The organism is Klebsiella sp. 2-CIP_Kleb. (assembly GCF_050378715.1).
Lineage (GTDB): Bacteria > Pseudomonadota > Gammaproteobacteria > Enterobacterales > Enterobacteriaceae > Klebsiella > Klebsiella quasipneumoniae.
Map to the genome: position 1 here is coordinate 293,666 of NZ_JBNRLG010000004.1, position 20,779 is coordinate 314,444.

14 protein-coding genes are annotated in these 20,779 nt (G+C 58.4%); 9 read left to right on the plus strand and 5 right to left on the minus strand.

All coding sequences use genetic code 11. The annotated features are described in order from the left end of the window. Window positions 1–2: 2 nt before the first annotated feature. From glgC to glgP, 3 genes are read left to right on the plus strand one after another with little or no spacing between them, the layout of a single operon-like run. Window positions 3–1,298 (plus strand): glucose-1-phosphate adenylyltransferase, encoded by a 1,296-nt coding sequence (gene glgC / locus ACQUTP_RS16495; protein ID WP_428902455.1) that lies wholly within the window; start codon window positions 3–5, stop codon window positions 1,296–1,298. Next, window positions 1,298–2,731, plus strand: a complete 1,434-nt coding sequence (gene glgA, locus ACQUTP_RS16500; protein ID WP_004202133.1) for a glycogen synthase GlgA — start codon at window positions 1,298–1,300, stop codon at window positions 2,729–2,731. The genes glgC and glgA overlap by 1 nt, the downstream gene beginning before the upstream one ends. A 17-nt stretch (window positions 2,732–2,748) precedes the next feature. Beyond that, window positions 2,749–5,196, plus strand: coding sequence for a glycogen phosphorylase (glgP, locus tag ACQUTP_RS16505; protein WP_004202135.1), 2,448 nt, complete (start codon window positions 2,749–2,751; stop codon window positions 5,194–5,196). Window positions 5,197–5,285: 89 nt separating this feature from the next. On the opposite strand, the gene glpD is transcribed toward glgP, so the two are convergent. Continuing rightward, window positions 5,286–6,794, minus strand: a complete 1,509-nt coding sequence (glpD, locus tag ACQUTP_RS16510) for a glycerol-3-phosphate dehydrogenase (protein WP_428902456.1) — start codon at window positions 6,792–6,794, stop codon at window positions 5,286–5,288. 204 nt (window positions 6,795–6,998) lie between these two features. On the opposite strand from glpD, the gene glpE reads away from it, so the two are divergent. From glpE to ACQUTP_RS16525, 3 genes are read left to right on the plus strand one after another with little or no spacing between them, the layout of a single operon-like run. Then, complete coding sequence (glpE, locus tag ACQUTP_RS16515; RefSeq protein ID WP_004202138.1) at window positions 6,999–7,328, plus strand: thiosulfate sulfurtransferase GlpE; 330 nt, start codon at window positions 6,999–7,001, stop codon at window positions 7,326–7,328. A 50-nt stretch (window positions 7,329–7,378) separates the two neighbouring features. After that, on the plus strand, window positions 7,379–8,209 hold the full coding sequence (gene glpG / locus ACQUTP_RS16520; RefSeq protein ID WP_017899968.1) for a rhomboid family intramembrane serine protease GlpG: 831 nt from the start codon (window positions 7,379–7,381) through the stop codon (window positions 8,207–8,209). Window positions 8,210–8,258: 49 nt separating this feature from the next. Continuing rightward, a complete protein-coding gene (locus tag ACQUTP_RS16525; RefSeq protein WP_002920548.1) occupies window positions 8,259–9,017 on the plus strand; it encodes a DeoR/GlpR family transcriptional regulator in 759 nt (252 codons plus the stop codon). A 15-nt stretch (window positions 9,018–9,032) separates the two neighbouring features. Here the strand turns inward: ACQUTP_RS16525 and malT are convergent, their stop codons facing one another. Further along, a complete protein-coding gene (gene malT / locus ACQUTP_RS16530; RefSeq protein WP_004202139.1) occupies window positions 9,033–11,738 on the minus strand; it encodes an HTH-type transcriptional regulator MalT in 2,706 nt (901 codons plus the stop codon). A gap of 624 nt (window positions 11,739–12,362) precedes the next feature. Here malT and malP point away from each other — a divergent pair. Both malP and malQ read left to right on the plus strand, forming a co-directional pair. Beyond that, window positions 12,363–14,753: a maltodextrin phosphorylase gene (malP, locus tag ACQUTP_RS16535; protein WP_004202140.1), complete on the plus strand. Its 2,391-nt coding sequence runs from the start codon at window positions 12,363–12,365 to the stop codon at window positions 14,751–14,753. Window positions 14,754–14,763: 10 nt separating this feature from the next. After that, window positions 14,764–16,857, plus strand: coding sequence for a 4-alpha-glucanotransferase (gene malQ / locus ACQUTP_RS16540; RefSeq protein ID WP_004202141.1), 2,094 nt, complete (start codon window positions 14,764–14,766; stop codon window positions 16,855–16,857). A gap of 102 nt (window positions 16,858–16,959) precedes the next feature. Here the strand turns inward: malQ and gntT are convergent, their stop codons facing one another. The 3 genes from gntT to gntX form a co-directional block, all read right to left on the minus strand. After that, entirely contained in the window at window positions 16,960–18,276 is a 1,317-nt protein-coding gene (gntT, locus tag ACQUTP_RS16545; RefSeq protein WP_004202142.1) for a gluconate transporter, read from the minus strand. Window positions 18,277–18,612: 336 nt separating this feature from the next. After that, entirely contained in the window at window positions 18,613–19,188 is a 576-nt protein-coding gene (nfuA, locus tag ACQUTP_RS16550) for a Fe-S biogenesis protein NfuA (protein WP_004202143.1), read from the minus strand. A gap of 58 nt (window positions 19,189–19,246) precedes the next feature. Next, complete coding sequence (gene gntX, locus ACQUTP_RS16555; protein WP_048295667.1) at window positions 19,247–19,921, minus strand: DNA utilization protein GntX; 675 nt, start codon at window positions 19,919–19,921, stop codon at window positions 19,247–19,249. A gap of 39 nt (window positions 19,922–19,960) precedes the next feature. Between gntX and bioH the strand changes: the two genes are divergently transcribed. Next, on the plus strand, window positions 19,961–20,734 hold the full coding sequence (gene bioH, locus ACQUTP_RS16560; protein ID WP_017899964.1) for a pimeloyl-ACP methyl ester esterase BioH: 774 nt from the start codon (window positions 19,961–19,963) through the stop codon (window positions 20,732–20,734). The last annotated feature ends 45 nt before the right edge of the window (window positions 20,735–20,779 follow it).

The window sequence follows — 20,779 nt, forward strand, 5'->3', positions numbered from 1 at the left end:
TCATGGTTAGGCTTGAAAAAAACGATCCGCTGATGCTGGCGCGTCAATTACCCATCAAATCCGTGGCGTTGATCCTCGCGGGCGGCCGTGGCACCCGGCTTAAGGATCTCACCATTAAGCGTGCGAAACCTGCCGTTCACTTCGGCGGCAAGTTCCGTATTATCGATTTCGCATTATCTAACTGCATTAACTCAGGGATCCGCCGCATCGGCGTTATTACCCAGTATCAGTCGCATACGCTGGTGCAGCACATCCAGCGCGGCTGGTCTTTCTTCAGCGAAGAGATGAACGAGTTTGTCGATCTGCTGCCGGCTCAACAGCGCGTACACGGCGAAAACTGGTATCGCGGCACGGCGGATGCGGTGACGCAGAACCTGGATATCATCAGCCGCTACAAGGCCGAGTACGTGGTGATCCTCGCGGGCGACCATATTTATAAGCAGGACTACTCGCGCATGCTGATCGACCATGTCGAAAAAGGGGCGCGTTGCACCGTGGCCTGCATGCCGGTGCCCATTGAAGAGGCATCCGCCTTCGGCGTCATGGCGGTCGACGAAAACGAAAAGATCATTGAGTTTGTCGAGAAACCCGCCAACCCGCCGGCGATGCCGACCGACCCGACCAAATCGCTGGCCAGCATGGGCATTTATGTCTTTGACGCCGCCTATCTTTATGAGCTGCTGGAAGAAGACGATCGCAACGAGAACTCCAGCCATGATTTCGGCAAAGACATCATTCCGAAGATCACTGAAGCTGGCATGGCTTATGCACATCCTTTCCCGCTCTCCTGCGTGCAGTCCGACCCGAACGCCGAGCCGTACTGGCGCGACGTGGGGACGCTGGAAGCCTACTGGAAGGCCAACCTCGATCTGGCGTCAGTCACGCCGGAGCTGGATATGTACGACCAGAACTGGCCGATCCGTACCCATATGGAATCGCTGCCGCCGGCGAAGTTCGTGCAGGACCGCTCCGGTAGCCACGGCATGACCCTGAACTCGCTGGTTTCCGGGGGGTGCATTATCTCCGGGTCGGTGGTGGTGCAGTCGGTGCTGTTCCCGCGCGTGCGGGTGAACTCATTCTGTAACATTGATTCGGCAGTCTTGTTGCCAGATGTCTGGGTGGGGCGCTCATGCCGCCTGCGTCGCTGCGTGATTGACCGCGCCTGCGTCATCCCGGAAGGTATGGTGATTGGTGAGAACGCGGAAGAGGATGCACGCCGCTTCTATCGCGCAGAGGAAGGTATCGTGCTGGTGACCCGCGACATGCTGCGGAAATTGGGGCACAAACAGGAGCGCTAATGCAGGTCTTACATGTATGTTCTGAGATGTTCCCGCTGTTAAAGACGGGCGGTCTGGCGGACGTCATCGGCGCGCTGCCGGCGGCGCAAATCGCGGAGGGTATCGATACGCGCGTGCTGTTGCCGGCGTTTCCTGATATCCGCCGCGGCGTGGTGGATGCCCAGGTGGTGACCCGCCGGGATACGTTCGCCGGGCGGATCACGCTGCTGTACGGCCACTTTAACGGCGTGGGGATCTATCTGATAGACGCCCCGCATCTCTATGACCGGCCGGGGAGCCCTTACCACGATACCAACCAGCACGCTTATACCGACAACGTTCTGCGCTTTGCGCTGCTGGGCTGGGTGGGAAGCGAAATGGCCAGCGGACTGGATCCATTCTGGCGACCGGATGTGGTCCATGCCCACGACTGGCACGCCGGCCTGACGCCGGCCTACCTGGCGGCGCGCGGCCGCCCGGCTAAATCGGTCTTTACCGTGCATAACCTGGCGTACCAGGGGATGTTTTACTCCTGGCATATGAATGATATCGAACTGCCGTGGTCGTTTTACAACATGCATGGCCTCGAGTTTAACGGCCAGATCTCGTTTCTGAAGGCCGGTCTTTACTACGCCGATCATATTACGGCGGTGAGCCCGACCTACGCGCGCGAGATCACCGAGCCGCAGTACGCCTACGGCATGGAGGGGCTGCTGCGTCAGCGCCATCATGAAGGACGGCTGTCGGGAATTCTCAACGGCGTTGACGACGGTATCTGGAGCCCGCAAAACGACCTCCTGCTGCCGATGCGCTACGATCGCGACACGCTGGAGGAGAAGGCGGAGAACAAGCGTCAGCTGCAGATCGCCATGGGCCTGAAGGTCGATGATAAAGCGCCGCTGTTTGCTGTCGTCAGCCGTCTCACCAGCCAGAAAGGGCTGGATCTGGTGCTCGAAGCGCTGCCGGGCCTGCTTGAGCAGGGCGGCCAGCTGGCGCTGCTGGGCGCCGGCGATCCGGTGCTGCAGGAAGGGTTCCTCGCCGCCGCCGCCGAACATCCAGGCAAAGTGGGCGTGCAGATTGGCTACCATGAGGCCTTCTCCCACCGCATTATGGGGGGCGCCGACGTCATTCTGGTCCCGAGCCGCTTTGAACCCTGCGGCCTGACCCAGCTGTACGGTCTGAAGTACGGTACGCTGCCGCTGGTGCGCCGCACCGGCGGTCTGGCGGACACGGTCTCAGACAGTTCGCTGGAGAACCTTGCCGATGGTCTGGCGACAGGTTTTGTCTTTGAGGACAGCAATGCGCTGTCATTGCTGCGCGCTATTCGTCGCGCCTTTGTCCTCTGGTCGCGCCCATCGCTCTGGCGCTATGTGCAGCGTCAGGCGATGAATATGGATTTTAGCTGGCAGGTTGCCGCGAACTCCTATCGCGAACTTTATCAACGCTTGATGTAACCACTGGAGTCATTGTTATGAATGTACCCTTTAGCTATGCATCACCGACGCTGAGCGTTGAGGCGTTAAAGCATTCTATTGCCTATAAGCTGATGTTTATCATCGGCAAAGATCCGGCCATCGCCAACAAGCATGAATGGCTTAACGCCACGCTGTTTGCCGTTCGCGATCGCATGGTGGAGCGCTGGTTGCGCTCCAACCGCGCGCAGCTCTCGCAGGAAGTGCGCCAGGTATACTATCTGTCGATGGAGTTCCTGATCGGCCGTACCCTCTCGAATGCCCTGCTGTCGCTCGGCATCTATGACGATGTGAGCAGCGCGCTGGCGGAGATGGGGCTCGATCTCGAAGAGCTGATCGATGAAGAGAACGACCCCGGGCTTGGCAACGGCGGTCTGGGCCGCCTGGCGGCCTGCTTCCTTGACTCCCTGGCGGCGCTAGGCCTGCCGGGACGCGGCTATGGGATCCGCTACGACTACGGGATGTTTAAACAGAATATCGTCGATGGCCGGCAAAAAGAGTCCCCTGACTATTGGCTGGAGTACGGTAACCCGTGGGAGTTTGAGCGCCACAATACCCGCTATAAAGTGCGCTTCGGCGGCCGCATTCAGCAGGAGGGGAAGAAAACCCGTTGGATTGAGACGGAAGAGATCATCGCTGAAGCCTACGACCAGATTATCCCCGGCTTTGACACTGACGCCACCAACACGCTGCGTCTATGGAGCGCACAGGCCAGTAGCGAAATAAACCTCGGTAAGTTCAATCAGGGTGACTATTTCGCCGCGGTAGAGGATAAGAACCACTCCGAAAACGTCTCCCGCGTGCTCTATCCGGACGACTCAACCTACTCCGGCCGCGAGCTGCGCCTACGCCAGGAGTATTTCCTCGTCTCGGCCACGGTGCAGGATATCCTGAGCCGCCATTACATGTTGCATAAGACCTATGACAACCTGGCGGACAAGATTGCCATTCACCTGAATGATACCCACCCGGTGCTATCGATACCGGAGCTGATGCGCCTGCTTATCGATGAGCATAAATTCAGCTGGGACGAGGCGTTCGAGGTGACCTGCCAGGTCTTCTCCTATACTAACCATACCCTGATGAGCGAAGCGCTCGAGACCTGGCCGGTGGATATGCTGGGTAAAATTCTCCCGCGCCATCTGCAGATTATCTTTGAGATTAACGACTACTTTCTCAAGACTCTGCAGGAGCAGTATCCCAACGATACCGCGCTGCTCAGCCGTACCTCGATCATTGACGAGTCCAACGGCCGTCGCGTGCGGATGGCCTGGCTGGCGGTGGTGGTCAGCCACAAAGTCAACGGGGTGTCGGAGCTCCATTCCCGGTTGATGGTGGAGTCGCTGTTTGCCGAATTCGCTAAAATTTTCCCGATGCGCTTTACCAACGTGACCAACGGCGTCACGCCGCGCCGCTGGCTGGCGCTGGCCAACCCGCCGCTGTCGAAAGTGCTGGATGAGCATATCGGCCGCACCTGGCGGACCGATCTGAGCCAGCTTGACGAGCTGAAGCAGCATATCGACTATCCGACGGTCAACCAGGCGGTGCGTCAGGCTAAACTGGAAAACAAACAGCGGCTGGCCAGCTATATTGCGCAGCAGCTCAATGTGGTGGTGAATCCGAAGGCGCTGTTTGATGTGCAGATCAAACGCATTCACGAGTACAAACGCCAGCTGATGAATGTGCTGCACGTTATTACCCGCTATAACCGGATCAAAGCCGATCCGCAGGCCGAGTGGGTGCCGCGGGTGAATATTTTCGCCGGTAAGGCGGCTTCAGCCTACTACATGGCCAAGCATATTATTCACCTGATCAACGATGTGGCAGCGGTAATCAATAACGATCCGCAGATTGGCGACAAGCTGAAGGTGGTCTTTATCCCCAACTACAGCGTCAGCCTGGCGCAGCTGATCATTCCGGCAGCAGACCTGTCGGAACAGATCTCCCTCGCAGGCACGGAAGCTTCCGGCACCAGTAATATGAAGTTTGCCCTTAACGGCGCGCTGACTATCGGCACCCTCGACGGGGCGAACGTGGAGATGCAGGAGCACGTGGGCGAAGAGAATATCTTTATCTTCGGTAACACCGCGGAAGAGGTGGAGGAGCTGCGTCGCAGTGGCTATAAACCGCGCGAATACTACGAGCAGGATGAAGAGCTTCACCAGGCGCTGACGCAGATCGGTACCGGCGTTTTCAGCCCGTCGGAACCGGGGCGCTACCGCGACCTGCTGGATTCGCTGATTAACTTTGGCGACCACTACCAGGTGCTGGCGGACTATCGCAGCTATGTGGACTGCCAGGATCGCGTCGACGAGCTGTATCAACATCCGGAAGAGTGGGCCTATAAGGCGATGCTGAATATTGCCAACATGGGCTACTTCTCTTCCGACCGGACGATCCAGGAGTACGCGAAATATATCTGGCATATCGACCCGGTAAGGCTGTAAGCCAGTCAACGCAACACAACGGGGCCATTTGGCCCCGTTGTTTCATTATTGCGGTTGAACCTGGCCTCAGGCGTTTCCGCCGGGCAGCGTTACGACGCTAACGACAGCTCAGACTTTCCCGCATGCTGCGCCAGCCATTCGCTGATGCGCGCCTGCTGCTCGCCATTCAGCCACATGCCCTGTTTGGTACGGCGCCAGATGGCGTCATCCAGGCTGCGCACCCATTCATGCTCAACCAGATACTTCAGCTCGGCTTCATAAAACTCATGGCCAAAATCTTCTCCCAGATCGCTCAGGGCGCTGGCTTCCTTCAGGATCCACTCGCTGTTGCTCCCGTAGGTGCGGGCATAATGGCGGGCCAGTGATTCGCTGATGAACGGGAAGCGACGGCGCAGTTTTGCCGCGTAGTCGTCGCGGTCGCCGCCGATATCGCCGCCGGGGAGCACCGCGGTTTTGGTCCATGCCGGGCCGATCCCTTTGTAATAAGGGGTCAGTTTTTCCAGCGCGTGCTCGGCCAGTTTGCGATAGGTGGTCAGCTTCCCGCCGAAGACGGAGAGCAGCGGCGCCTGGCCGTTCTCATCGTGAATATTCAGCGTGTAGTCGCGGGTGATCGCCTGCGGCGAATCCGACTCGTCGTCGCACAGCGGACGGACGCCGGAGTAGGTCCAGACGATATCGTCCCGGCTGAGGGTCTTTTTAAAGTGCGCGTTATAGACGTTCAGCAGGTAGTTAATCTCTTTATCATCAATGGCCACCGCTTTCGGATCGCCCTTATACTCGACGTCCGTCGTGCCGATGATGGAGAACTCATCCATCCACGGGATAACAAACACAATACGTTTATCTTCGTTTTGCAGAATGTAGGCCTGCTTCTGGGTATGTACCCGCGGCACCACGATGTGGCTGCCCTTAATCAGGCGGATACCGTAAGGCGAGCGCAGATGCATCCCTTCGTCGAAGAACTGTTTGACCCATGGACCGGTGGCATTAACCAGACCGCGCGCCTTCCAGGTAAACTTCTCGCCGCTATCAATATCTTCCGCTTCCACCACCCACAGGCCATTCTCTCGTTTTGCCGAGATGGCGCGAGTGCGGGTGCGTACTTCGCCGCCTTTGCGGACGACCATCTGCGCGTTGGCCAGCACCAGGCGGGCATCGTCGACCCAGCAGTCGGAATATTCGAAACCGCGCACAATTTCCGGCTTAAGTACCGACTCTGCGCCAAAACGCAAGCCGGTGGATCCCGGCAGGCTGGTGCGTTTGCCCAGATGATCGTACATAAATAAGCCGATACGGATCATCCATGCCGGACGCAGATGCGGGCGATGCGGGAGACGAAAGCGCATCGGGAAGGCGATATGCGGGGCCATTTTTAACAGCACTTCGCGTTCAGCCAGCGCTTCGCTGACCAGGCGGAACTCATAGTGTTCGAGGTAGCGTAGCCCGCCGTGGATCAGTTTGGAACTGGCGCTGGAGGTGGCGCAGGCGAGATCGCGCGCTTCCAGCATCAGTACGGATAAACCACGCCCGGCGGCATCTGCCGCGATACCGGCACCGTTGATGCCTCCGCCTATCACAATCAGATCTTTGGTTTCCACGTTCTTACCCTCTCACACTTTCGTTTAAGCTCACAAATGCTCGATATCGCTCACTATAGCAAACAAACGCGCTTTTGGTAACATCAAAAAAACATTTTGGAGTGATGGGTGTAACATATTGGCGTTTCTTTACCGCCTGACGGTACACTACAGGGTAAAATTGGGCCGGCCATCGCCCGTCATGACGAGTAAGAGAAGAGAACCATGGAACAGTTTGAATGTATCAACGTTGAAGAAGCGCACCAGAAACTGCATCAGCAGACGGCGGTTTTGGTCGATATCCGCGATCCGCAAAGCTATGCGATGGGCCATACGCCGGGCGCGTTTCATCTGACCAACGATACGCTGGGCGCGTTTATGCGTGACCACGACTTTGACACGGCGGTGATGGTGATGTGCTATCACGGCAACAGCAGCAAGGGCGCCGCGCAATATCTGCTGCAGCAGGGGTTTGATAAGGTCTACAGCGTTGACGGCGGGTTCGACGCCTGGCATCGCCATTTCCCGGCGGAAGTGGCGCACGGGACGTTTTAACGACTGGCAGGTATACTATCTCCCTTTGTGTGGAATAAGCGATTCGCTGCATGTTAATGATTACCTCTTTTGCCAACCCGCGCGTGGCCCAGGCGTTTGTCGATTATATGGCGACGCAGGGGATTATCCTGACTATCCAGCAGCACACCCAGAGCGACGTCTGGTTGGCTGATGAGAGCCAGGCCGGGCGCGTCAGGGCTGAGCTGGCGCGTTTTCTCGAAAACCCGGCGGACCCGCGCTATCTGGCGGCGAGCTGGCAGTCCGGACAGACCAATAGCGGGTTGCGCTATCAGCGCTTTCCTTTCTTTGCCACGCTGCGGCATAACGCCGGCCCGTTCACCTGGGCGATTCTGCTAATCTGCATCGCGGTGTTCATCCTGCAAAATCTGGTGGGCGATCAGCCGGTGATGATTTGGCTGGCCTGGCCCTACGATCCTTCGCTGCAGTTCGAAGCCTGGCGCTATTTCAGCCATGCTTTCATGCATTTCTCGCTGATGCATATTCTCTTCAACCTGCTATGGTGGTGGTATCTCGGCGGCGCGGTGGAAAAGCGCATCGGCAGCGGCAAGCTGGTGGTGATCACCGTCATCAGCGCCCTGCTGAGCGGCTTTGTGCAGCACCAGTTTAGCGGCCCGTGGTTTGGCGGCCTGTCGGGTGTGGTCTACGCGCTGATGGGATATGTCTGGCTGCGGGGCGAGCGCGATCCGCAGAGCGGTATTTATCTGCAGCGCGGGTTAATACTCTTCTCTTTAGTGTGGTTAATTGCTGGCTGGTTTGATGTTTTCGGCATGGCGATCGCCAACGGCGCGCACGTGGCTGGTCTGGCGACCGGTCTGGCGATGGCGTTTGTCGATACCTTGCATGGGCGAAAACGCGCATAAAGACTTACCGACAGGGGTCGGGTAGGCGACATTTTTCCAGGGATATTTCATGAAACAAACACAACGTCATGACGCCATTATCGAGCTGGTAAAAAAACAGGGTTACGTCAGCACGGAAGAGCTGGTTGAGCAGTTTGCGGTCAGCCCGCAGACCATCCGCCGCGACCTGAACGATTTAGCCGAACAGAAAATGATCCTCCGCCACCACGGCGGCGCGGCGCTGCCCTCCAGCTCGGTGAACACCTCCTGGCACGATCGCAAAGCGACCCAGACGGCGGAGAAAGAGCGTATCGCCCGGCGGGTGGCCAGCGAGATCCCGGACGGGGCGACGCTGTTTATCGATATCGGCACCACGCCGGAAGCGGTGGCGCACGCCCTGCTCGATCACAACGATCTGCGGATTGTGACCAATAACCTTAACGTCGCCAACACGCTGATGGTGAAAGAGGACTTCCGCATTATTCTTGCCGGCGGCGAACTGCGCAGCCGCGACGGCGGGATCATCGGGGAAGCCACCCTCGACTTTATCTCGCAGTTCCGTCTCGACTTCGGCATTCTCGGCATCAGCGGTGTCGACAGCGATGGCTCGCTGCTGGAGTTTGATTATCATGAAGTGCGCACCAAGCGCGCGATCATTGAGAATTCACGCCACGTGATGCTGGTGGTGGACCATACTAAGTTTGGCCGTAACGCGATGGTCAACATGGGCAGCATCAGCATGGTCGATGCGGTCTATACCGACGTGCTGCCCCCGGCGGGCGTGCTGAAGGTCATTACCGATAACAACCTCCAGCTCGAGCTGTGCTAAACGACAACGGCGTCGTCAGACGCCGTATCCCATCATCTTAAGCAGCTGCTGGGCATGCTGCACCGCGTCCTGACGGTGGGCGACGCCCAGTTTCTGATACAGATTGCGAATGTGGGTCTTGATGGTGGTGGCCGCCACGTCAAGCTCGCCGGCAATCTGCTCGTTGCTGTAGCCGGAATAGATTAAGCCAAGCACCTGCCATTCGCGCTGGGTCAGCGGGCTGGTGCGGATAAGCTCCGGCACCTCCGGGTGATTCAGCAGCCGCTCGACGAACCCTTCGTCAAAGTGGGCGAATTTGTGGCGATGATGTTGGTTAATGTCGCGCAGAATACGCTGGGCGCGGTGTTGCTCCAGCTCCGGCAGGGTGTTCAGCTGGATCAGCTGGCGCAGCTGCTGGGCCATCGCCTCGCCCTCAATCACAAAGTGGTTGATAAAGCCGGTGCGGTTGGCGAGCGTCAGGGCTTCCAGCAGGGCTTTCTGCGCTTCGCTCTTGCGTCCTGCCTGCCAGTACAGCTGGTTGAGCAGCAGCAGGTTGCGGTTGAGATCGCTCATCAAACGCAGCGAACGCGCATTTTCGTTCAGCTCTTCCAGCACCATTTCCGCGGGTTCGAAATCGCCCAGCAGGATCTGCGCGCGGGCAATATTGCGCCATTGGCTCTGCAGGAAGTGGTTATTGGCGAATTCCGGCTTCGGCGTCTGGCGCAGCCAGTTGGCCGCCGCGGTTTTATCGCCGGTCATCTGCCAGTAGATCACCCGCACCTTGTCGGCGTTGGAGACCCAGTCGCTGTGATAGTGACCATTACCGAGCAGGTTTTCCAGTCGGTTCAGGTGGCTGCGGGCATTATCCAGATCGCCGCGCGCCAGCGAGCATTGCACCATGAGCGCCAGGCACTGAAGCTGCTGCTGTGGTTGATAAGTTGAGAGGACCTCCATCCCCTGACGGGCGCAGGCTTCAGCTTCGTCGAGGCGCGCCCATGCCCACAGCAGCTGAGAGCGGATGCGCAACAGGAACTCATGCATCGGCAGCTGCTCAAGATGCTGTTCGCGTACCAGCTGGAAGGCTTTCTCCTGGCTCTCCCAGGCGGCCTGCAGGAAGCCCTGGGCGAACAGAATTTCGCTTTGCTGAATGATGCTCCACAGGGCGTAATGCCACACGTCGTGACGGCGGGCCATCTGTTCGGTCTGCTGCATCACGGCGAGAGATTTGGTCAGTTTACCCTTACAGTGGAGGACTTCGCCATGTACCGAGGTGGCGACGATGCGGCTGTAATAGTTGGCCAGCGGCAGTTCTTCCAGAGCCACCATCGACAGACGTTCCGCTTCGTCCTGGTCGCCGTCGTTAATCGCCACCTGCGCGCGCAGGGCGTTAAAGTCGCCATGCATCGCGGTATCCATTTCGACGCTCATCTCCTGCTCGGCGCGCGCCAGCAGGGTGTTGACTTCGCTGTAGCGATGCTGGCTCTGCATCAGCCAGGCCTGCAGCAGGATCAGGCGTGGATTTTCCAGCAGATTTGACCAGGGCAGCGCCGACAGCGACTGCTCCAGCAGACCCAGTTCGCTATGGTTAAACATGCCCCAGGCGTGATTGAGCAAGATATCGCGCAGCATTTTGGCATCGCCGGCTGCCAGCGCATGGTGGATAGCCTCGCTGGGGAAGCCTTGCGCCATCCAGCTCTCCGCCGCGGCGCGGTGGATCTCCGGCAGTTCAACCGCCAGCTCCCACTGACAGCGCTGGCGCAGGAAACTGCCAAACAGCGGGTGATAGCGGAACCATTCGCCGGAATCATCCATCCGCTGCAGGAACAGCCCCTGACGTTCGATCTCCTCCAGTTGCATCTGGCCATTCTCTTCGCCGGTGACGCGAACGATTAACGCGTCGTTCATTGAGCGCAGCAGCGAACTCTTCAGCAAAAAGTTGCGCGTGCGGGCGTCGACGTTATCCAGCACTTCATCCACCAGATAATCCGACAGATGGCTGGCGTTAATCCCGGCGAGTCGGCGGGCGGAGTGTTGGGCGGAGGAGTTATTCTGGCGGGCGGAGAGGGCGATGAGCTGCAGCGCGGTGGCCCACCCGGCGACGTCGTCGCACAGCCGGCTGCTGTCGTCGGCTTCGATAGGCGACGTCAGACGGCAGTCGAAAAATTGTTTCGCTTCCTGGTGGGTAAAGGCCAGCTGCTGGCTGCCAATCTCCAGCAGCTGATCGCGGACGCGCAGGTTGGCAATCCCCAGCTGTGGCAGGTTCCGCGACAGGACCACGAGGGTCATATTCTCCGGCTGATGGCGGAGGAAAAAGCGCATCGCGTCATGGATCACCGGATTATTGATCAGATGGTAATCATCAATGACGAGGTACAGCGGGCGCTGCCAGTCGGCGAGTTCAATAAACAGCTGCGCAAAAAGAGAGGAGAGGCTGGCGTACTGGCGCTTTTGCACCATCGCTTCACTGGCCGCGCAGTGGTTGCCGGTGGCCTGCTGGATCGCCGCGATCAGATAACTGGCAAAACGCTCCTGCTGGTTGTCGCCTTCGTCCAGCGAAAACCACCCAAGATCGTTTTTACCTGCGGCCCACTGAGAAATGAGCGTTGTTTTACCGTACCCGGCAGGACTGGTGATCAGCACGAGACGATAATTGTTCGCGCCGGAAAGTTTCGCCAGTAAACGCTCACGAACCACGGTGTGTTCAAGGCGGACCGGACGACTTAATTTGGACGGAATCAACATAGTTCTACATTTCGCTGTGCAAGAGAGAGGTTGCGATTTTTTTTGCGCTTCGTAATTAATATCTAATAAGGTCGGTGATTATGAAATTTATTGCAAGTTATGTCCGAAGTTTATGCTCTTGAATTTGCTCTATGTCACAAATTTCGACATTGGTTGCGAATGGGGAAAAATCGCAGGCAGGACTCGTCATCAGCGGTTTTTAGCCGGTGGTGAGCGGAGCGGGGAGAGATTAATTTTATGTCTGAAGTAGTTGTTTGTTTTTATTAAATTATTGTCAGTGATTTCTTAGAAGTAATCTTTTTTGCGGGTTAATGTGATGAAATGTGCTTATTTTCCCGGAGGTCTCTATTTATTTTTTTAATAACCCTGCGAAGGGCGGGAAAATTTTTGCCGCGTATTGGCCTGTAACAAATTTTTGGTCGGCAGAAATGGCATCTCGACTGTCATACTGTGGTGATTTTTACAGCATATTTTGGCCTTCTCACCCACACTATAGTGGTCAGGATCACACTTTTCGCTCATCCCCGGCACTCCTCCCTGTCTAATCCCCGTCGGGATGAGGACGATGAATCGGGAGGTCGGCACACTAGCGCCATCGTTTTAGTAAAGGACCCGGATCTCATTATGTCACAGACTTCATTTAACAAAGCTCAGTTTCAGGCTGCACTGACGCGTCAGTGGCAGCGTTTTGGTTTACAGTCCGCTTCCGAGATGACGCAGCGTCAATGGTGGCGCGCCGTCAGCGGAGCGCTGGCGGAACTTCTGTCGGCGCAGCCGGTGGCAAAACCAGCGCAAGGACAGCGTCACGTTAACTACATCTCGATGGAGTTTCTGATTGGCCGCCTGACCGGCAACAACCTGCTCAACCTGGGCTGGTACGAGGGCGTGAGCGACGCGCTGAAAGGCTATGACGTCAACCTCACCGATCTGCTGGAAGAAGAGACCGACCCGGCGCTGGGTAACGGCGGCCTGGGCCGTCTGGCAGCCTGCTTCCTCGACTCCATGGCGACCGTGGGGCAGTCGGCGACCGGTTACGGCCTCAATTACCAGTATGGTCTGTTCCGCCAGTCCTTTGACGACGGCCAGCAGAAGGAAGCTCCGGACGACTGGGGCCGCAGCAGCTACCCGTGGTTCCGCCATAACGACGCGCTGGATGTCCAGGTCGGTATCGGCGGCAAAGTCAGTAAAAACGGCGAGTGGCAGCCGGCGTTCGTCATTACCGGCGAAGCCTGGGACCTGCCGGTGCTAGGCTATCGCAACAACGTCGCCCAGCCGCTGCGTCTGTGGCAGGCCAAACATGCTCATCCGTTTAACCTGACCAAATTCAACGACGGCGATTTCCTGCGCGCCGAGCAGCAGGGCATCGACGCGGAAAAACTGACCAAGGTGCTGTACCCGAACGACAACCATCAGGCCGGTAAAAAACTGCGCCTGATGCAGCAGTACTTCCAGTGCGCTTGCTCAGTGGCCGATATCCTGCGTCGTCATCATCTGGCAGGCCGCAAGCTGGCCGAGCTGGCGGATTACGAAGTGATCCAGCTGAACGATACGCACCCGACCATCGCCATCCCGGAGCTGCTGCGCGTGCTGATCGACGAGCACCAGTTGAGCTGGGATGACGCCTGGGCGATCACCAGCAAAACCTTTGCTTACACCAACCATACCCTGATGCCGGAAGCGCTGGAGTGCTGGGATGAGAAGCTGGTGAAAGCGCTGCTGCCGCGCCATATGCAGATCATTAAAGAGATTAACGACCGCTTTAAACTGCTGGTGGACAAAACCTGGCCGGGCGATAAGCAGGTCTGGGCGAAACTGGCGGTGGTGCATAACAAGCAGGTGCGGATGGCCAACATGTGCGTGGTGGGCGGTTTTGCCGTCAACGGCGTAGCGGCGCTGCACTCGGACCTGGTGGTGAAAGATCTGTTCCCGGAATATAACCAGCTGTGGCCGAACAAATTCCATAACGTGACCAACGGCATCACACCGCGCCGCTGGATCAAGCAGTGCAACCCGGCGCTGGCCACGCTGCTGGATGAGACGCTGAAAAAAGAGTGGGCCAATGACCTTGACCAGCTGATCAATCTGGAAAAATACGCTGACGATGCGGCATTCCGTCAGACCTATCGCGATATTAAGCAGGCCAACAAAGTTCATCTGGCCGAGTTTGTGAAGCAGCGTACCGGGATTGAGATCAACCCGCAGGCGATTTTCGACATTCAGATCAAACGTCTGCACGAGTACAAGCGTCAGCACCTCAACCTGCTGCATATCCTTGCGCTGTACAAAGAGATCCGCGAAAACCCGCAGGCCGATCGCGTACCGCGCGTCTTCCTGTTCGGCGCGAAAGCGGCGCCGGGCTACTATCTGGCGAAGAACATTATTTTCGCCATCAACAAGGTAGCGGAAGCGATCAACAACGACCCGAAAGTCGGCGATAAGCTGAAAGTGGTCTTCCTGCCGGACTACTGTGTTTCGGCTGCGGAAAAACTGATCCCGGCGGCAGATATCTCCGAGCAGATCTCCACCGCGGGCAAAGAAGCCTCTGGCACCGGCAACATGAAACTGGCGCTGAATGGCGCGCTGACCGTCGGGACGCTGGATGGCGCCAACGTGGAAATCGCCGAGCAGGTCGGTGAAGAGAACATCTTTATCTTCGGCCACACGGTAGAAGAAGTGAAAGCCCTGAAAGCGAAAGGCTACGATCCGCTGAAATGGCGTAAAAAAGACAAACTGCTTGATGCGGTGCTTAAGGAGCTGGAGAACGGCACCTATAGCAACGGCGACAAGCATGCCTTCGACCAGATGCTGCACAGCCTGCTGCAGGGCGGCGACCCGTATCTGGTGCTGGCCGATTTCGAAGCCTACGTGGCGGCGCAAAAACGGGTAGATGAGCTGTATCGCGACCAGGAGGCCTGGACCCGCGCGACAATTCTCAACACCGCGCGCTGCGGCATGTTCAGCTCCGACCGCTCGATCCGCGATTATCAGCAACGTATCTGGCAGGCGAAACGCTAAAGGAAGGCCTATGGAGAGTAAACGCCTCGATAATGCCGCGCTGGCGGCGGGCATCAGCCCCAGCTATATCAACGCGCACGGCAAGCCGCAGTCTATCGCGGCTGTCACCAAACAGCGTCTACTGGATGCGATGCATCGCTCAACCGCCGCCACGAAAGTGGCGGTTAACCCGCTGCCGAACGTGAAGATCTTCACCCACGGCAAAAAAATGTCGCTGCCGGTGGCAGGACGCGGTGAGTATCAGTGGATCCTGACCACTGAGGACGGTAAGCAGTATCAGGGTAAAACCCGCGGCGGCGAGACGCTGCCGCTGCCGGCCAAACTGCCGGAGGGGTATCACTCCCTGACGCTCACCCAGGAGGGGGAGCGCTGGCACTGCCGGACCATCGTCGCTCCGGCCCGCTGCTATGAGCCGCAGCCGCTGAAAGAGGGGAAAAAGCTGTGGGGCACCTGCGTGCAGCTGTATACCCTGCGTTCGGAGAAAAACTGGGGGATCGGCGATTTTGGCGATCTGCGCGCCATGCTGCCGGAAATCGCCCGCCGCGGCGGGTCGTTTATTGGTCTCAACCCGATCCATGCCCTCTATCCGGCGAACCCGGAGAGCGCCAGCCCCTATAGCCCGTCTTCACGTCGCTGGCTGAACGTTATCTACATCGACGTCAATGCGGTTGACGATTTCCAGCATAGCGAAGAGGCGCAGGCGTGGTGGCAGTCCGCAGCGACGCAGCAGGCCTTGCAGGCGGCGCGGCAAACGGATGATGTGGACTATACCGCGGTCACCACGCTGAAAATGACCGCGCTGCGTATGGCGTGGCAACGATTCTCTCGTCGTGAAGATGAGCAGATGACGGCGTTCCGCGAGTTTGTTCTGCGTGAAGGGGAAAGCCTTTACTGGCAGGCCGCTTTCGATGCGCTGCACGCCTGGCAGGTTCAACAGGACCCGCTGCGTTGGGGCTGGCCGGCCTGGCCGAAGGCCTTTCAGGATATCGACAGCCCGGAGGTGAAAGCCTTCTGCGTCGAGCATGAGGACGACGTCAGTTTCTATCTCTGGCTGCAGTGGCTGGCCTGGAGCCAGTTTGCCGCCTGCTGGGAAACCAGCCAGCGCGATGGGATGCCGATCGGCCTCTACCGCGATCTGGCGGTGGGCGTCGCCGAAGGCGGCTCGGAGACCTGGTGCGACCGTGAGCTGTACTGCCTGAAAGCGTCCGTGGGCGCGCCGCCGGATATTCTGGGTCCGCTGGGCCAGAACTGGGGCCTGCCGCCGATGGATCCGCATATTATTGCCGCTCGCGCCTATGAGCCGTTTATCGACCTGCTGCGCGCCAATATGCAGAACTGCGGCGCGTTGCGCATCGATCACGTGATGTCGGTGCTGCGTCTGTGGTGGATCCCCTATGGTGAAACCGCCGACCATGGCGCTTACGTTCAGTATCCCGTCGACGATCTGCTGTCGCTTCTGGCGCTGGAAAGCCAGCGTCATCGCTGCATGGTGATCGGCGAAGATCTGGGCACGGTACCGGTGGAGATCGTCAGCAAGTTACGCAACAGCGGCGTCTATTCTTATAAGGTGCTCTATTTTGAGAGCGATGCAGAGAAAACGTTCCGCGCGCCTGCGCTGTACCCGGAGCAATCAATGGCTGTGGCGACGACGCACGACCTGCCCACCCTCCGCGGCTACTGGGAAAGCGGCGATCTGACGTTAGGTAAAGCGCTGGGTCTCTATCCTGATGAGGTGGTGCTGCGCGGGCTGTACCAGGACCGTGAGCTGGCGAAACAAGGGCTGCTGGATGCGCTGCATAAGTACGGCTGTCTGCCCAAGCGTGCCGGTCATAAGGCCTCCCTGATGAGCATGACGGGGATCCTCAACCGGGGGATGCAACGTTATATTGCCGACAGCAACAGCGCCCTGCTGGGCCTGCAGCCGGAAGACTGGCTGGAGATGGCGTCGCCGGTCAATATTCCGGGCACCAGCACCGAGTACCCGAACTGGCGCCGGAAGCTTTCCGTCACCCTTGAGCAGATGTTTGCCGATGAACAGGTCAATAAGCTGATTAAGGATCTGGATAAACGGCGCAAGGCGGCGAGCAAAAAAGCCGCCTCCTGATGACTCCCCGCCGCGCGCTCCTCTGCGCGGCGAAGAGGATGTCCGATAAAAAAGGCCGGTCCGCATCATGCGGACCGGCCTTTTTCTGTGGCGGGAGTAACCTTAGACCACCATCCCCAGCAGCAGACAGCCTACCAGGCCGCAGACCGAGATAATGGTTTCCAGCACCGACCAGGACCTGATGGTCTCGCCGATGGTCAGGTTAAAGTACTCTTTGAACAGCCAGAAGCCCGGATCGTTCACGTGGGAGAAGATAACGCTGCCGGAGCCGACCGCGATAACCATCAGCTCCGGGCTGACACCGGTGGTGGCGATCAGCGGCGCGGCGATCCCGCCCGCGGTGATGGCGGCAACGGTCGCCGAACCCAGCGCGATACGCAGTACCGCGGCGATGGACCATGCCATAAACAGCGGAGACATATTCGATTCGTGCATGATAGAAGCGATGTATTTATCCATGCCGCTATCCACCAGCACCTGTTTGAAGGCGCCGCCGCCGCCGATGATCAACAGCATCATGGCGATGATTTTAATAGAAGAGGTCAGGGTATCGTTGATCTGCTCCATGGAGCGGCCGCGGTTCAAACCGAAGGTGAACAGGGCGATCAGTACCGCAATCAGGGTGGCCATCACCGGGTCGCCGAAGAATTCGGCAATCGGCAGGAAGGCGTGGCCCTTCGGCAGGATCATCTCGGCCACGGCGCGCATCGCCATCAGGATCACCGGAACCAGCGAGGTCCAGACGCTGACGCCAAAGCCAGGCATCTCTTCTTCAGTGAACACTTTCGGGTTATGCAGGCCTTCCGGGATCGGCTTATCAATGCCTTTCAGGAAACGGGCGAAAACCGGACCGGCGAGAATAACCGTCGGGATAGCCAGAATGGTGCCATAGAGCAGCGTCTTACCCATATCGGCGTGGAAGATGGTGGCGATCGCGGTCGGACCCGGGTGCGGCGGCAGGAAGCCATGGGTGACGGAGAGCGCGGCGGCCATCGGTACGCCGACGTACAGCAGCGGAATACGGGCCGAGGCGGCGATGGTAAACACCAGCGGCAGCATCAGTACGAAGCCCACTTCATAGAACAGGGCGAAACCGACGGTGAAGCCGGTCAGGACCACCGCCCATTGAATATGCTTCTTACCGAACTTATTGATAAGCGTGGTGGCGATACGCTGAGCGCCGCCGCAGTCTGCCAGCAGCTTACCGAGCATAGCGCCGAAGCCCATGATCAGCGCGAGGCTGCCAAGGGTGCCGCCAACGCCGTTTTTGATGGAAACGATCACTTTATCCAGTGGCATACCCTGCATTAATCCGACGGCGAGCGCCACCAGAACCAGCGCAATGAAGCCGTTCATTTTGAAACGGATCATTAACAGCAATAACAGGGCAACCCCGATAGCAACGATGACTAATGGCATGATTTACCTGGCCTTAATTTGTTATGGGTAACGTCAAAGTTTGAACCTGTAGAGCATCCGCTCCGTCAGGGAGCAAAATAGTCTGGCACCGTAAACGCTTGCATTATCCTTACCCAGAGAAAGGATAGCTGGCTATTTTTTTGCCGGTGGTGCCTGAAGGGGATGATACGGGTAACATGTGAGGGTTGAGAATCACCTGACCGGGGAAAATGTTAAATATGAGACTTAAGTCATACTCTTTCCCCGGTTTTTGCCGGTCGTTTAGTGGGAGATGTTGCGCGGTAACACAGAAAGGAGAAAGGAGAGCCGGCGACAGGGTGCCGCCGGAGGAAAGGCTTAGTAGTAGGAGTGCTCGCCGCGCTGGTGCTCGGTCAGATCGCGAACCCCTTTCAGCTCTGGAAACTCGTTCAGCAGCTGTTTTTCAATACCTTCTTTCAGGGTTACGTCGACCATCGAGCAGCCATTGCATCCGCCGCCGAACTGCAGGATAGCCAGACCGTCGTCGGTGATCTCCATCAGCGACACGCGACCGCCGTGGCCGGCCAGCTGCGGGTTAATCTGCGACTGCAGCAGGTACTCGACGCGCTCCATCAGCGGGGCATCGTCAGCGACTTTGCGCATTTTGGCGTTCGGCGCTTTCAGGGTCAGCTGCGAGCCAAGCTGGTCGGTGACGAAATCAATTTCAGCGTCTTCCAGATAGGGCGCGCTGAGCTCATCGACATAGGCGGTCAGCTGTTCAAATTTCAGCGCCGTGTCGGTGTCTTCCACCGCATCCGGTGGGCAGTAGGATACGCCGCACTCAGCGTTTGGGGTGCCGGGATTAATCACAAATACGCGAATTTGCGTCCCTTCTTCCTGATTTGCCAGCAGTTTGGCAAAGTGCGCTTGTGCAGCATCGGAAATACGGATCATAGCGTTGGCCTAATAGTTGACTATTTTACTGGGTTATAATACGCCCATCAGCGGGGGTCTACAAGGTACGGCATATACACCATACCTGAACCGTCGCGGCGCCGTTTCGCAAAAGCAGGCGGGATATCTCGGCGACGGTGCTGCCGGTCGTGACGACATCATCCACCAGAGCGATATGGAGTCCCTGGACGGCAAATTCAAGCTGAAAGGCATTTTTCAGGTTCTGCCTGCGCAGGCGGGCATTGAGCGAATGCTGCACGGCGCCCGCTCGCTGGCGCGTCAGGCCGTCGCGACGCCAGACGCACCCACGCCAGCGGGCCAACGGTCGGCACAGCTCATCGCACTGATTATAACCCCGGCGCCAGCGGCGGCGATGCCACAGCGGCACGCCGACCAGCGCGTCTACCGGCGGCAAATCGTCGCGCTGTTTAAGGCGCAGCAGCAGCAGGCGCGCCAGGGCGGGGCCCAGTTCCGGACGATGGTGAAACTTCAGCTGCCGCACCAGGTCGCTCAGCGGCGAACGATAGTCATTGACCGCCACCATTCGATGCCAGGGCGGCGGCTTTTGCAGGCAGCGGCCGCAGGGATGCCGGGACATTGCCGCCGGCAGGCCGCACTGCGGGCAGAGCGGGGGGCAGGCGAGCAGGGCGCGGCTGCAGCGAGAGCAGATCCCCCAGCGGGCGACCGCCAGCGGCATTTGGCATAGCCAGCATAAGCTGTGTGCTGTTAGCATATTTGGCCTTCTGTCCAGTAAAAAAGAGAACGGTAACGGATGAACGACATCTGGTGGCAAACAATCGGCGAAGGTGATTGTCATCTTGTGCTGCTGCACGGTTGGGGACTGAACGCTCAGGTCTGGGATTGCATCACGCCGCAGCTGGCTTCGCATTTTACCCTTCACCTGGTGGACCTGCCTGGCTATGGCCGTAGCGGCGGGTTTGGGGCGATGTCGCTGGAGGCGATGGCGCAGCGGGTGCTGGAGCAGGCTCCGCCTCAGGCGGTGTGGCTGGGCTGGAGCCTGGGCGGGCTGGTGGCCAGCCAGGTCGCGATTATGCGTCCGCAACGGGTGCAGGCGCTGGTAACGGTTGCCTCTTCCCCCTGTTTCGCGGCTCATGAGGACTGGCCCGGCATCAAGCCGGAGGTGCTGGCCGGATTTCAGCAGCAGCTGAGCGAGGATTTCCAGCGCACCGTCGAGCGGTTCCTCGCACTGCAAACCATGGGAACGGAGAGCGCCCGTCAGGATGCGCGGGCGTTAAAGCAGGCGGTGCTCTCGCTGCCGATGCCTTCCGCTGAGGCGCTGAACGGCGGTCTGGAGATCCTCAGAACCGTTGATCTGCGCCAGGCGCTGGTCGGGCTGCCGATGCCGTTTCTGCGGCTGTACGGTCGACTGGACGGGTTGGTGCCGCGCAAGATTGTCCCGCTGCTGGATAAGCTATGGCCGGAAAGCGAGTCAATTCTCTTTGACAAGGCAGCGCATGCGCCGTTTGTTTCCCATCCCGCAGCCTTTTGCGAGCCGCTGATGGCGCTGAAAAAACGGCTGGAGTAATTTTTTTTGCAGCGCCATGGTAAAAGGGCCATTCACAGCAATACT

Excerpts from the sequence above, each read along its gene's own strand:
- glgC (WP_428902455.1), top strand. The coding sequence starts at position 3 with ATGGTTAGGCTTGAAAAAAACGATCCGCTGATGCTGGCGCGTCAATTA.
- glgA (WP_004202133.1), top strand. The coding sequence starts at position 1,298 with ATGCAGGTCTTACATGTATGTTCTGAGATGTTCCCGCTGTTAAAGACG.
- glgP (WP_004202135.1), top strand. The coding sequence starts at position 2,749 with ATGAATGTACCCTTTAGCTATGCATCACCGACGCTGAGCGTTGAGGCG.
- glpE (WP_004202138.1), top strand. The coding sequence starts at position 6,999 with ATGGAACAGTTTGAATGTATCAACGTTGAAGAAGCGCACCAGAAACTG.
- glpG (WP_017899968.1), top strand. The coding sequence starts at position 7,379 with ATGTTAATGATTACCTCTTTTGCCAACCCGCGCGTGGCCCAGGCGTTT.
- ACQUTP_RS16525 (WP_002920548.1), top strand. The coding sequence starts at position 8,259 with ATGAAACAAACACAACGTCATGACGCCATTATCGAGCTGGTAAAAAAA.
- malT (WP_004202139.1), bottom strand. The coding sequence starts at position 11,738 with ATGTTGATTCCGTCCAAATTAAGTCGTCCGGTCCGCCTTGAACACACC.
- malP (WP_004202140.1), top strand. The coding sequence starts at position 12,363 with ATGTCACAGACTTCATTTAACAAAGCTCAGTTTCAGGCTGCACTGACG.
- malQ (WP_004202141.1), top strand. The coding sequence starts at position 14,764 with ATGGAGAGTAAACGCCTCGATAATGCCGCGCTGGCGGCGGGCATCAGC.
- gntT (WP_004202142.1), bottom strand. The coding sequence starts at position 18,276 with ATGCCATTAGTCATCGTTGCTATCGGGGTTGCCCTGTTATTGCTGTTA.
- nfuA (WP_004202143.1), bottom strand. The coding sequence starts at position 19,188 with ATGATCCGTATTTCCGATGCTGCACAAGCGCACTTTGCCAAACTGCTG.
- gntX (WP_048295667.1), bottom strand. The coding sequence starts at position 19,921 with ATGCTAACAGCACACAGCTTATGCTGGCTATGCCAAATGCCGCTGGCG.
- bioH (WP_017899964.1), top strand. The coding sequence starts at position 19,961 with ATGAACGACATCTGGTGGCAAACAATCGGCGAAGGTGATTGTCATCTT.